Source organism: Streptomyces sp. CLCI03, assembly GCF_053615355.1.
On the sequence record NZ_CM132132.1, the window covers coordinates 1,268,780 to 1,281,351 of the forward strand.

Sequence of the window (12,572 nt, forward strand, 5' to 3'; positions counted from 1 at the left end):
CGCGGCTCAGGTACCGGGGGCCACCAGGTCCCGGGGGTCCGTGTTGGCCCCGCAGAGGATGACGGCGACCCGGTCACCCAGCGGCCGCGGCGCGACGCGCAGCGCCGCCGCCGCGGTGGCCGCGCCCGCCTCGACCACGATCCGGTGCTCCTCCCAGAGCGCGCGCCGGGCGGCCGTGATCTCCGTGTCGGGGACGAGGACCGAGGTCACGTGCTCCTCCTGGGCGGCCGCCAGCGCGTCCGCCGAGACCCGGGTGGCCCCCAAGGAGTCGGCGGCGACCGATTCCACGGCCACGTCCACGACCCGGCCCGCCGCCAGGGCCGCGTTCAGGGCCCGGCAGTTCTCGGGCTCGACCGCGACCACCCGTACGCCGTGCGCGCGTGCGGCCGTGGCGACCCCGGCGAACAGTCCGCCGCCGCCGACCGCGACGACCACCGTGTCCAGACCGGGCAGGGCGGCCCGGATCTCCTCCAGCAGGGTTCCGGCTCCCGCCGCGATCAGCGGGTGGTCGTAGGCGTGACTGCTCAGCGCCCCGCTCTCGGCGGCGAACTCCTCGCAGGCGGCCAGCGCCTGGGCGTACCGGTCGCCGACGAGCCGCACCTCGGCCCCGTACCCGCGCAACCGTTCCACCTTCACCCGTGGGGCGTTGGCGGGCAGGAACACCGTCGCGGGCACGGACAGCGCGCGGGCCGCCCAGGCGCAGGCCAGCCCGGCGTTGCCGCCGGAGGCGATGGTGACCCCGGCGGCCGGGAGGGCGCCGGCCTCGTGGTGGGCGGCGAGGAAGTTGCGGGCGCCGCGCGCCTTGAAGGAGCCGGTGTGCTGGAGGTACTCCAAGGCGTACCAGACCCCCGCCTCGGCGGCGGGCGCCACCGTGACGGGGCGGATCCCGCCCGCGATCCGGTCGGCGGCGGCGCGGACGGCGGCGTGGTCGAGCTGCTGGGCCGGTGCTGCGGGCATGGGCTGTCTCCCCATCAGGTGCGGGTGGTGGGCCGGGTGGACCGGGCGGGTGCGGCGGACCTGCCGGGTGCGCCGGCGGGCCGGGCGGCCTCGATCAGCTGGCGCAGGGCCCCGTAGTAGACCTCGTGGTCCGTCAGGGGAGGCAGTACGTCGGGCAGTCCGCCGGAGAGTACGGGGAACAGCTCGGGATCCAGCGCGGCCAGGGCCGCCCGCGAGGCGGCGGTCGCCGCGGCCGGATCCCGGTGGTCGACGAAGGCCGCGCTCCCCAGGGTGAGCAGGTACATGCGGCGGTAGGTGGTCATCGCCTCGGCGAGGGTCATCCCGGCGGCCACGCTGTCGGCGAGCGAGGGCTCCACGAGCCGCGCCAGCAGCTGACGCCCGAGCCAGGGCCGGCCGCCGCGCAGCACCAGCAGTCCGGGGTGGGCGGTGAGCAGCAGGTACAGCGCCCGGAACCGCTCCTCGGCGGCCTGCGCCCAGTCCGTGCCGGCCGGGATCTCGGGGAGCTGCCCGGCGAGGTGCTCGGTGCACAGGTCGAGCAGGCCCGCGAGGTCGACGCAGCGGCGCTGGACGGTGGCGTGCGAGACCTCCAGCCGGTCGGCGAGGGTGCGGAAGCTCAGGTGGCCCGGCCCTTGCTCGTCGAGGATCCGCAAGGCGGCGACGGCGATGGCCTCGGGGGTCGCACGGTCCAGGGCGGCTGATCTTCGCGGCATGAGATACACCGTAACATACGTCGTATCTGCACTTTCGTGTGACAGCGATTGCAGCCATATTGCTGGTCATCGGCCGACAATCAGCGACTTGTGTTGACAGAGGGTAATCGCCTCGCTGCACTGGGCGCACGACTGCCCCCACGTCAAGGAGACTCCGTGCCGCCTCGCCTGCGTGCAACGCTCCCCTGCCTGACCGCGGCCGCCCTGTTCGCCGTCGCGCTCTCTCCCGCCCCGGTGGCGGCCGAGCCCCGGGCGACCTCGGACACCCCGCTCGCGCTCACCCCGCCCATGGGGTGGAACAACTGGGCGCACTACATGTGCGACATCGACGAGGCCAAGGTGGTGGCCAACGCCGACGCGCTCGTGTCCACCGGGCTCGCCGCCAAGGGCTACGACACGGTGACCGTCGACGACTGCTGGATGACCAAGAGCCGTGACGCGCGGGGCGGTCTGGTCGTCGACACGGCGAAGTTCCCGCACGGCATGGCCTGGCTCGGCGAGTATCTGCACGCCAAGGGACTGAAGTTCGGCATCTACCAGGACGCGGGCTCCCTCACCTGCGAGAAGTACCCCGGAAGCGGCGCCCCCCAGGGCGGCGGCCCGGACCACTACGCGCAGGACGCCCGGCAGTTCGCCTCCTGGAAGGTGGACTACGTCAAGATGGACGGCTGCAACCTCTGGGTCCCGGAGGGCACGACCAAGGAGGAGGCCTACCGCGACGCCTACAACGCCGTCGCGAAGGCCCTGCGGGACAGCGGCCGGGACATGATCCTGTCGGCCTCCGCGCCCGCCTACTTCCAGCAGGGCGAATGGGGCGGCTCCGACTGGCACAAGGTCCTCGACTGGGTCGGCGAGACCGGCCAGCTGTGGCGCGAGGGCAAGGACATCAAGGTCTACAACCCGGCCGCACCGGCCACCTCGCGGTGGAGCGCGGTCCTGGGGAACTACGGCTACAACCGCTGGCTCGGCCGGTACGCGGGCCCCGGCAACTGGAACGACCCCGACTTCCTGATCGCGGGCGCCCCCGGCCTCACGGCCGCCGAGAGCCGCAGCCAGGTCGCCCTGTGGGCCATGATGGCGTCCCCCTTCATCCTCTCGTCCGACGTCTCGAAGCTGACACCGGCGGGCCTGGCGGCCCTCGGCAACACCCGGATGATCGACCTGGACCAGGATCCGATGGGCCGTCAGGGCTCCGTGGTCTCCTCCAACGCCACCTTCGAGATCCTGGTGCGGCCGCTCGCGAACGGCGACCGCGCGGTCGCGGTGCTCAACCGCTCCGCCGCCACCCGGGACATCAATGTGCCACTCGACGAGATCGGCCTGACCGACTGCACCGCCGGCGCCCAGGACCTCTGGAGCGGCACGAGCCGCGAGATCTCCGGCACGCTGACCGGGAAGGTCGCCGGGCACGACACCGGGGTCTGGCGGCTCAGCCCGCGCGGCTGCGCCGAGGCCGTACCGACCGGGCAGATCGTCGGTGACGGCGCCCGGTGCGCCGACGGCGCCAACACCACCGGCGTCGGCGCCGTGGTGATGGCCGCCTGCACCGGAGCCCCCGACCAGCGGTGGACCGTGGGCAAGGACGCGCGCCTGCGGCTGGCCGGCGAGTGCCTGTCGGCGGGCGCGGACCGCCTCGTGGAACTGGCCGACTGCACGACCCGTCCCGAGGAGCAGCCCGGCCAGAGCTGGTCGCAGCGCCGTGACGGAGCCCTGGTGGAGGAGGTCAGCGGGCTGTGTCTGACGGCTCCGGCGGCCGCCGCCCCCGCCGAGCGGCTGCGGCTGACCGACTGCGGCGACCACCGGGTCGACCAGGCCTGGGCCCTGCCGGTCTGACGGCCCGGTCGAACGGATGAGGAACTCGACGCATCGCGGCGGGCGCAGGCCGAGGACCCGGCGCCCGCTCGCCCTCGGCGCTCTTCCGGCGGCGCTGCTGGCGCTGATCTGCGCGGGGCCCGCGCCCGGGGCCACCGCCCCGGGCGCGGGATCGCCCGCACGTGCCGACGTACGGACCGGCACGCACCCGGACGGGCACACGGCCGCGCGACCGGGTGCCGTCCGGGGTCCGGGCCACGCCCGCACCTTCGACGTCGCGCCCGCGCGGGCCGCCCTGCGTCGGCTGCTTCCGCGCCACTGGGGGCAGTTCACCCTGGTCCCCGACACGACCGCCGCCGTCGACACCTTCACCGTGTCCGGCACCGCCGGCGCGATCACCGTCCGCGGCAGCACCGGAGCCACCCTGCTCACCGGGGTCGGCTGGTACCTCCAGCACGTCGCCGGGGTCGACATCGGCTGGCCCGGCGACAGCATCGGCATGCTGCCCGCCCGGCTCCCGGCGGTGCCTTCCCCGGTCACCCGCGGCGCGCAGGTGCCCCACCGGTACGCGCTGAACGACACCGACGACGGCTACTCCGGCCCGTACCGCTCCTTCGAGGAGCACCAGCGGCAGATCGACCTGATGGCCCTGCACGGCATCAACGAGGTGTTCGTGCAGGTCGGCGCCGAGTACCCGTACTACCGGGCGCTCCAGGGGTTCGGCTACTCCGCTGCGGAGCTGCGGCAGTGGATCCCCGGCCCCGGCCACCAGAGCTGGTGGCTGCTGCAGAACCTGAGCGATTTCGGCGGGCCGGTCACGGAGCGGCTGATGCGCGAGCGCGCCGAGCTGGGCGGTCGGATCGCCGAACAGCTCCGCGGGCTCGGCATGACTCCCGTGCTGCCGGGCTACTTCGGCACCGTGCCGCCCGGGTTCGCCGCGCGCAACCCGGGTGCGGCCACGGTGGCGCAGGGCGACTGGGCGGGCTTCGACCGCCCGGACTGGCTGGACCCCGCCTCGCCCGTGTTCGCGAAGCTGGCCGCCGCCTACTACGCCGAGCAGCGGGCGGTGTTCGGGGACAGCGCGATGTACCGGATGAGCCCGCTGCACGAGGGCGGGCAGACCGGATCCGTCGACGTCGGCGCCGCCGCGCGCGCCATCCAGGGCGCGCTGCACGCGGCCCACCCCGGGGCGCTGTGGGCGGTGCTGGGCTGGCAGGACGACCCGACGGCCGAGCTGCTGGCCGGGGTGGACACCTCGAAGCTGCTGATCCTGGACGGGCTCTCCGACCGGTACAACCGGCTGGACCGGGAGGCCCGTTGGGGCGGGGCCCCGTACGCCATGGGCACCATCTACAACTTCGGCGGGCACACGACGGTCGGCGCGAACAGCTCCGTCTGGATCGAACGGTTCGGGCCCTGGCGGGACAAGGCGAACAGCGCGCTCGCCGGGATCGCCTACCTGCCGGAGGCCACCGGGACCAACCCGGCCGCCTTCGACCTCTTCACCGATCTGGCCTGGGAGCGCGGGCCGATCGACCAGCGGGCGTGGTTCGCGGACTTCGCGGCCCGCCGCTACGGCCGCCCGGACCCTGCGGCCGCCGCCGCCTGGGAGGAGCTCCGCACGGGGCCGTACAGCACCTCCTCCGGTCTGTGGTCGGAGTCGCAGGACAGCCTGTTCACCGCCCGGCCGAGCCTCACCGCGGCGGGGGCGGCGTACTGGAGCCCCCGTTCCATGCGCTACCCGGCGGGTTCGGTGCGCAGGGCCCTGGACCACCTGCTGAGGGTGGATCCGGCGCTGCGCGACTCCAGCGCCTACCGCTTCGACCTGGTGGACACCGCGCGGCAGGCCCTCGCCAACCACTCGCGGGTGCTGCTGCCGAAGATCAAGGCGGCCTACGAGGCCGAGGACCTGACCCGCTTCCGCGCCCTGGCGGCCGAATGGCAGGACGGGATGCGGATGTTGGACGCGGTCACCGGCTCCGACCCGGCCTTCCTCCTCGGCACCTGGCTGTCCGGGGCCCGCTCCTTCGGCGCGGACCGGGCCGAGCAGGACCGGTACGAGTACGACGCACGCTCGCTGCTGAGCGTGTGGGGGCGTCGCAGCACCAGCGGGGGCGGTTTCCTGCACGATTACGCGAACCGCGAATGGAGCGGCCTGATCTCGGAGTTGTACGCACCCCGATGGGCGCACTACTTCGCCGCGTTGGACGAGGCGCTGGTGAAGAAGGCCGCGCCGCGGGAGGTCGACTGGCACGCCTTCGAGGCGGAGTGGGCCGCACGCACCACACGGCACCCGAACCGCCCGGCCGGTGACCCGTACCGACTGGCCGCGCAGATCGCCGCGGCCCTGCCGCCGGCCGCCGCCGGCCGCTGACCCTCGTGCACCGGTCCGCCCGCACCCCGGGCGGACCGGTGCCGCGGGTTCACGGGCCCGATTTCCGCCGCGCCCGCACGGCTCCGGCGGCCACCACCCCGAGGACGGCGATCGAGGCGGCCGAGGCCAGCAGGGTCTCCCGGGCTCCGAGCCCGGCCACCAGCGGGCCGCCCAGCACGGTACCGAGCGGCACCGCGAGCACCCGGACCGCGGAGCTCGCCGCCAGGGTCCGGGGAAGCAGTTCCGGCGGGGTCGAGCGCTGGAAGAGGGCGGTGGACAGCGAGGCGTACGGGGGCCAGAGCAGCCCGGCGGCCGCGAACCCCGCGACGGCGACCGCCGTCGGCGCGCCCAGCCCCGTCGGTAGCAGGAAGACGCCGAACGCGACGACGACGCCGGTCGTGACCGGCCACACCGGCAGGCGGTTCAGGTAGCCGGTCAGGACGGAGCCGAGGACGGCGCCGACCCCGAACGCGGTGTAGAAGGCGGCCAGCAGGCCCGCCGAAGCGCCCGGTACGTCCGACACGTACAGCGGCAGGGCCACGTACACGGGGCCGAAGAGGCAGAAGAAGGCGAAGCTCAGGGCGACCAGGCCCAGCAGGGCCGGGGTGCGGCGGATGACGGCGAAGCCCGCGGTCCGCGAAGCGACCTCCGCTGCTGCGGGCGCCGCCGCGTCGCGAGGCAGGCCGAAGAGGAAGGTGGCGGCCAGGACGAGGAAGGTCGCCGCGTCGACGGCGATCACCGTCGCGGCGCCGCCCCACAGGATCAGGGCGCCCGCGAGCGGCGGGCCGAGGACGGTGGAGAGCGAGCCGATGCCGGACAGGACGGCGTTGCCGGCGAGGTGGTCGCGCTCCGGCAGCAGCCGGGCCACCAGGGTGTGGGCGCCGGCCTGGCCCCACGCGTGCAGGACGGAGGACACGGCGAGCAGGGCGACGTACGACTCGATGCTCAGCACCCCGAGGGCGTGACACACAGGGATCGCGCCGAGGGCGGTGGCGCGCAGCAGGGCGTCGCAGGCGACCAGTCGGGCCGGGGAGCGGCGGCGCAGGAACCGGCCGAGGAGGACGGCTCCCGCGGCGCCGGAGAGCGTGTAGGCCGCGGCGGCCAGGGCCACCCACATGCCGCGTTCCGCCGCCGGTGCGATCTCGATCGCCAGCCAGCTCACGGCGACCACCGCCATGCCGTCGCCGAGGGAGGAGACGGTGAAGCCGGGTAACAGGCGGCGCAGCGTCGCGTGCGTGAGTACGGGCCGGTAGGGCGAGGTGCGGACGGTCCGGTCGGATGTCAGGGGCACGGTGTCCACGCTTTCGGGAGACGACGGGGAACATGTCGTCATCGTTGCCGCGTGCCCGGCCGTCGCCTCGGCCCGTTCGCTCCGGGCAGGGTCCTTTCACCCTGGGCGCAAGAGGCCGGCGCCGACCGGCACGGCGGCGGCACGGGAGGGCCCGGGCGCGGGACACTGGCCGTGTGGAGGCACACCCGAGCCGTTCCGGGCGGCCGCGGCGGGCGATGGGCGCCGTCAGCGGGATCGTCGCGGCCGTGGCCGGACTGGCGTCCGCGCAGCTGGCCGCGGCCGCCGGCCGGCCCGAGGCCTCACCGGTCACGGCCGTCGGCGGGGCCGTGGTCGACCTGACACCGGTGGCCGTCCGGGAATGGGCCATCCGGCTGTTCGGCACCTCCGACAAGCTGGTGCTGGGCCTCGGCATCCTCGCCGTCCTGGCCGCGCTCGCCGTCGCCACCGGGCTGCTCGCCGTACGTCACCTGCCGGCCGCGCTCGCCGTCACGGGCGGTTTCGGGCTGGTGGGGGCGTTGGCGGCGCTCAGCCGGCCGGAGGCCTCCTGGCGGGACGCGCTGCCCTCGTCGGTCGGCGCCCTGGTCTCGGCCGGCGTGCTGTATCTGCTGGTCACGGCCGCCCGACGGACCCGCCCGGCCGGAGCACCGCAAGGCCGGGCCGACTCGATGGACCGCCGCCGCTTCGGCCGCCTGGTGGTCGCCGTCCTGGCGGCATCGGCCGGGGTCGGAATCGGTGCACGGCGCCTCGGCGCCCACGGTTCCGCCGACGCCACCGCCTCCCGGGCCCGCTTCCGGCTCCCCCGGCCCACCGTGCCCGCGCCGCCGGTGCCCGCCGGAGCGGATCTGCGGGTGCCCGGACTCGGCCCCTTCCTCACCCCGAACCAGGACTTCTACCGGGTGGACACCGCGCTGGTCGTCCCGCGCGTGGACGCCGACACCTGGCGGCTGCGCATCCACGGGGAGGGGGTGACGCGGCCGCTGGAGCTGGATCTGCGTCAGCTCCTCGCCCGGCCGGTGGTCGAGCACGACATCACCCTCACGTGCGTGTCCAACGAGGTCGGCGGCCCGTACGCGGGCAACGCCCGCTGGCTCGGCGTACGCCTCGGGGACCTGCTCCGCGAGGCGGGGGTGCGGCCGCCGTCCCAGGGCGGGACCGCCGACCAACTGGTGGCGCGTTCGGTGGACGGCATGACCATCGGGACTCCGGTCGAGGCGGTCATGGACGGCCGGGCGGCACTGCTGGCCGTCGGAATGAACGGCCGACCGCTGCCCTTCGCCCACGGTTTCCCCGTCCGGATGGTCGTACCGGGCCTCTACGGGTACGTGTCCGCCTGCAAATGGCTCGCCGAGCTGCGGCTGACCACCTTCGCCGCCTACGACGCCTACTGGGTGCGCCGGTCCTGGGCGCAGCAGGCGGTCGTCAAGACGCAGGCGCGCATCGACACCCCCCGCCCGTACGCCGACCTGTCCCCGGGCCGGGTGGCGGTCGCCGGGGTCGCGTGGGCCCAGCACCGCGGGATCGAGCGGGTCCAGGTACGGGTGGACGGCGGGCCCTGGCAGGAGGCGCGGCTCGGGACGGCGGACGGCGTGGACACCTGGCGCCAGTGGGTGTGGCCCTGGCAGGCCACCCCCGGACGCCACCGCCTGGAGGCCCGCGCCACGGACGGCACGGGCGTCGTCCAGACGGGCGTCCGCACCGGCACCGTCCCGGACGGGGCGACCGGGTGGCACGCGGTGGACGTGACCGTCCGCGCCCTGGGCTGAGCGCCGGCGCCGACCCCGGCGTCCGGATCAGCCCCGGAGGCGGACCGGCAGCGACCGGACGTTGTTGCTGATGAAGCTGTTCTGGTAGGGGAGTTCGGCGTCCGGGACGGCCAGGTCGAGGTCGGGGAAGCGGGTGAAGAGGCGTTCCAGGGCGATCGTGGCCTCCAGGCGGGCGAGCGGGGCCCCGGTGCAGTAGTGGGCGCCGTGGCCGAAGGCGAGGCTGCGGGCGGCGGAGGGGCGGGTGATGTCGAAACGGTCGGCGTCCGGCCCGTGGAAGGACTCGTCGCGGCCCGCCGCGCTGTACCCGGCGAGCACCGGGGTGCCTTGCGGGATCACGGTCCCGTCGACGGTCAGGTCGCGGGTGGGGTAGCGGAAGGGGAACCAGCTCACCGGGGTGTCCCAACGCAGCGTCTCGTCCACCACGTCCGACCAGGTGGCCTTGGCGTCCAGGACCAGGGCCAGTTGGTCGCGGTGGGTACACAGCGCGCGGACCGCGTTGACGATGAGGTTGAGGGTGGTCTCGTGGCCGGCGACGAGCATCAGCCGCATGGTGCCGATGAGTTCGACCTCGGTGAGCCGGTCCCCGTCGTCCTCGCGGGCGGAGATCAGCGCGCTGGTGAGGTCCTCGCCGGGGTTCGCGGCGCGGGCGGCCGCGATGGCGCCGGTCAGGGCCATGAGTTCCTGAAGGGCGACCATCTTCTCGGCCGGGGTGATGTCGGTCGCGATGATCACCCTGTTGGTGAGGTGGTGCAGCCGGCCCCGGTGCTCGGGGTCCACGCCGAGCAGTTCGCAGATGACGTTCATCGGGAGCGGGAGGGCGAAGTGCTCGTACAGGTCGGCGGTCCCGTCCGGGGACTCGGTCGCGGCCCGGCCGAGGTCGTCGAGGAGTTCGGCGGTGAGCTCCTCGACGCGCGGCCGCAGCCGTTCCACCTGGCGGATCGTGAAGGCCTTGCCGACGAGTCCGCGCAGGCGGCGGTGGTCGGCGCCGTCCGCGGTGTGCATGCCCTGGGCGTTGGCGAAGACGCGCAGCGGCCAGTCGGCGGGGATGGTGCCGTCGTGCAGGGCGGGGAAGTGCCGGGCCCCCTTGGCGACTTCGGGGTGGGCGAGGAACTCCTTCAGCGCGTCGTGTCCCAGGACGACCGCTCCGGGGACCCCACCGGGGAGCACGACCTCCGCCACCGCGCCGTGCTCGGCGCGCAGCCGGGCGTTGAGGGCGTGCGGGCAGCCGCCGGCGGGGTCGATCACGTGCGGGGCCGGGCCCTGCGGGACGGGTGAGATGGGGGACGACAAGCCGGTTCTCCTGACCTGATGGACGGAACTCGGTCAACAGTGCGGCCTAGGGGGCGGGTTGGACAAGCCCGCACCGGCCCCCGTCTCAGAACCAGTTGAGCGTCAGGGTGAAGGTGGTGCCCGCGGTGGCTCCGGTGGCATCGCTCGCGGTGGCGGTGACCGGGAAGGCGCCGCTGCCCCAGGGCTTGCCGGTGATCCGCCCGGAGGCGCTGTCGAGGGTCAGCCCCCAGGGCAGGCCGGTGACGGCGTACCGGACGGGTGGCCGCGCCCCGGTGGTGGCGAGCTGGACGGTGCAGGGTCGGTTGAACGTGCACGTCTGCGGGCCGGGGTCGGTGAACTTCAGCCCGCCGGGGGTGGGGGTCGACGTGGGGGTCGACGTGGGGGTCGACGTGGGGGTCGACGTGGGGGTCGACGTGGGGGTCGGGGTCGGCGTGCCGCCGCAGCCCGGGGTGGCCTCCGGCGGCAGCGGGACCCGCCAGATCTGGGTGTCGTTCTCCGAACCCACGAGCAGGTTCGCGCAGTCGGCGTAGGTCAGCGTCTCCCCCTGCGACTGGGCCGGGAGGGCGACGTCCGCGAGCTTGACCCCGGCCGTGTCGTACACGGAGGCCGTGTCGGTGCCCAGCGGGCCGCCGCTGCGCAGGGAGTACGAGGCCCCCGTGGGCGAGAAGGCGCCGTCGGTGGCGAACACGGGCCCGGGCCGGACCCCGGTGAGGGTGTTGACCTGCCCGGTCACCGGCGGCAGCGGGGCCTGGTACAGCTTCCCGGCGGCTCCGACGAGCTTGCTGGCGACGTAGAGGCGGCCGGTCACGGGATCGGCGAGCAGGGACTCGGCGTCGTGCCTGCCGTCCGCGTAGGCGAAGCGGTACGTCACGGGCGTGACCGTCGCGTTCGTGAGCTGATCGGGCTCGGCGAACCGGTGCACGGTGATCTCCGCGCGCCCGCTGAAGTTGTCCCCGATGTCGCCGACGAGGACGGCCGGGGCGCCGTTCGCGTCCGTGCCGAGCGCGAGGCCTTCCCAGTCGGTGTTGCCGACACCGGAGAGGGTGAGGGTGGCCAGCAGCCGGCCGGTTGTGGTGGTGCAGTCGACGGCGAAGACCTGGTTGGTGTTGCCGCTGTCGTTGACGGCGTAGAAGACCCCGGGATGTCTGCGGCTCATGGCGAGGCCGCTGAGTTCGGCGAGGCCGCCCGGGAGGGTGCACTTCCTCTCCGGTGCGAGGGCCGCGGCGGCGGGGACGGCGGACGCGGTGGAGGGGAGGGAGGGAGGGGAAGGGGTGGAGGCGGTCGCGGTGGCCATCCAGGCGAACGCGGACAGGAGCGTGGCGAGGCCCGCGGTCGCGAGGGCGGCGGCCCGTGGGAGTGTCAGGAGTCGGGACATGCGCACAATGTGAGGGGACATCGGTCGGCCCGCCAGGCCCGATCCCGCCCTCTTCGAGCATCGTTCGATGCCGCGAGGGCATGTCCGGTCAGCGCACCGGTTCCCGGACCGGCGCCTTGTGACCGGCCTGCGCGATGAACGCGCGGGCCGCCCGGCCGAGCGGCCGCCGGGCGTGGGCGATGCCCACCGGCCGCAGCAGCGGAGGGGTGAAGGACCGGATCTCGGCCCGGCTCCCGAAGGCCCTCAGCACCACGTCCCGGTACCAGATGAGCGAGCCCCGGCCGTCGGTCACCCCTGTCACCCAGGCGAGGCGTTCGTCGACCTCCAAGGTGGGGAGGGGCCGTACTCCCAGGCAGCTGAACATGGCCTCCATCTCGGTGCGCCGGCCGGTCCCGGGCGTGGGCAGCACCATCGGCAGCCCGTCGAGCATGCGCAGCGGCATCGGGTGCGGCAGCCGGGAGCCGGGCGGTGATATCAGCACCACCTCCCGTTCCTGGATGAAGTGGGTGGAAAGCTCCTTGTCGACGGGCAGGTCGACCAGGGCCAGTTCCGAACGCCCCTGGGTCACCTCCTCGACCAGCGCCTCTCTGCTGCCGTGCTGCCGGAGTCGGACGTCGACGGTCGGGTGCCGTGCGGTGAAGGCCGCGATCAGGTCGGCGGCCAGGTCGAGGGCGAGGGTGGGGGTGGTGACCAGGGTGAGGACCGCCCGGGCGTCCCCGCCGTGCGGGGTCCCGATGTCGTCGATGGCCTCCACCGCGTTGAGCACCGTCCGGGCCAGCCGGACGACCCGGGCCCCCTCCGGAGTGAGGTCCACCCCCCTTCCCCGGCGGGCCAGGAGTTCGACGCCGAGATCGCGCTCCATGGCCTGCACGGCCCGGGACAGCGCGGACTGGGCGACGAAGACCGAGGCGGCGGCGCCGGTGATGGATCGGCAGTCGGCGACGGCGACGAGGTAGCGGAGCTGCGCGAGGGTGGGGGTCATGACCGGACGGTAACCGCG

The 12,572-nt window shown here is 74.5% G+C and carries 9 protein-coding genes; 3 read left to right on the forward strand and 6 right to left on the reverse strand.

Features of this window, described 5'->3' with window-relative positions:
• Positions 1-6: 6 nt before the first annotated feature.
• Positions 7-957 carry a serine/threonine dehydratase gene (locus tag ACWG52_RS05800; protein WP_389810440.1) on the reverse strand — a complete coding sequence of 317 codons (951 nt, stop codon included), beginning with the start codon at positions 955-957 and terminating at the stop codon, positions 7-9.
• 14 nt (positions 958-971) lie between these two features.
• Positions 972-1,667, reverse strand: a complete 696-nt coding sequence (locus ACWG52_RS05805) for a TetR/AcrR family transcriptional regulator (RefSeq protein WP_389810443.1) — start codon at positions 1,665-1,667, stop codon at positions 972-974.
• A gap of 156 nt (positions 1,668-1,823) precedes the next feature.
• On the opposite strand from ACWG52_RS05805, the gene ACWG52_RS05810 reads away from it, so the two are divergent.
• Positions 1,824-3,500, forward strand: a complete 1,677-nt coding sequence (locus tag ACWG52_RS05810) for a ricin-type beta-trefoil lectin domain protein (RefSeq protein ID WP_389810446.1) — start codon at positions 1,824-1,826, stop codon at positions 3,498-3,500.
• 16 nt (positions 3,501-3,516) lie between these two features.
• Positions 3,517-5,853 carry an alpha-N-acetylglucosaminidase gene (locus ACWG52_RS05815; protein ID WP_453128031.1) on the forward strand — a complete coding sequence of 779 codons (2,337 nt, stop codon included), beginning with the start codon at positions 3,517-3,519 and terminating at the stop codon, positions 5,851-5,853.
• Between the two features lie 49 nt (positions 5,854-5,902).
• Here ACWG52_RS05815 and ACWG52_RS05820 read toward each other — a convergent pair whose 3' ends face one another.
• Complete coding sequence (locus ACWG52_RS05820; RefSeq protein WP_453128033.1) at positions 5,903-7,144, reverse strand: MFS transporter; 1,242 nt, start codon at positions 7,142-7,144, stop codon at positions 5,903-5,905.
• A gap of 215 nt (positions 7,145-7,359) precedes the next feature.
• Here ACWG52_RS05820 and ACWG52_RS05825 point away from each other — a divergent pair, with 215 nt between their 5' ends.
• On the forward strand, positions 7,360-8,907 hold the full coding sequence (locus ACWG52_RS05825; RefSeq protein ID WP_453129042.1) for a molybdopterin-dependent oxidoreductase: 1,548 nt from the start codon (positions 7,360-7,362) through the stop codon (positions 8,905-8,907).
• Between the two features lie 27 nt (positions 8,908-8,934).
• Here ACWG52_RS05825 and ACWG52_RS05830 read toward each other — a convergent pair whose 3' ends face one another.
• The 3 genes from ACWG52_RS05830 to ACWG52_RS05840 form a co-directional block, all read right to left on the reverse strand.
• The gene (locus ACWG52_RS05830; protein WP_390136726.1) at positions 8,935-10,197 is read right to left on the reverse strand and encodes a cytochrome P450 family protein; all 1,263 of its coding nucleotides are present in this window, start codon (positions 10,195-10,197) and stop codon (positions 8,935-8,937) included.
• Positions 10,198-10,282: 85 nt separating this feature from the next.
• Complete coding sequence (locus tag ACWG52_RS05835) at positions 10,283-11,572, reverse strand: putative Ig domain-containing protein (RefSeq protein WP_390167607.1); 1,290 nt, start codon at positions 11,570-11,572, stop codon at positions 10,283-10,285.
• Between the two features lie 88 nt (positions 11,573-11,660).
• Entirely contained in the window at positions 11,661-12,554 is an 894-nt protein-coding gene (locus ACWG52_RS05840; RefSeq protein WP_389810460.1) for a LysR family transcriptional regulator, read from the reverse strand.
• Between the last annotated feature and the right edge of the window lie 18 nt (positions 12,555-12,572).

Excerpts from the sequence above, each read along its gene's own strand:
- ACWG52_RS05805 (WP_389810443.1), bottom strand. The coding sequence starts at position 1,667 with ATGCCGCGAAGATCAGCCGCCCTGGACCGTGCGACCCCCGAGGCCATC.
- ACWG52_RS05840 (WP_389810460.1), bottom strand. The coding sequence starts at position 12,554 with ATGACCCCCACCCTCGCGCAGCTCCGCTACCTCGTCGCCGTCGCCGAC.
- ACWG52_RS05835 (WP_390167607.1), bottom strand. The coding sequence starts at position 11,572 with ATGTCCCGACTCCTGACACTCCCACGGGCCGCCGCCCTCGCGACCGCG.
- ACWG52_RS05815 (WP_453128031.1), top strand. The coding sequence starts at position 3,517 with ATGAGGAACTCGACGCATCGCGGCGGGCGCAGGCCGAGGACCCGGCGC.
- ACWG52_RS05825 (WP_453129042.1), top strand. The coding sequence starts at position 7,360 with ATGGGCGCCGTCAGCGGGATCGTCGCGGCCGTGGCCGGACTGGCGTCC.
- ACWG52_RS05800 (WP_389810440.1), bottom strand. The coding sequence starts at position 957 with ATGCCCGCAGCACCGGCCCAGCAGCTCGACCACGCCGCCGTCCGCGCC.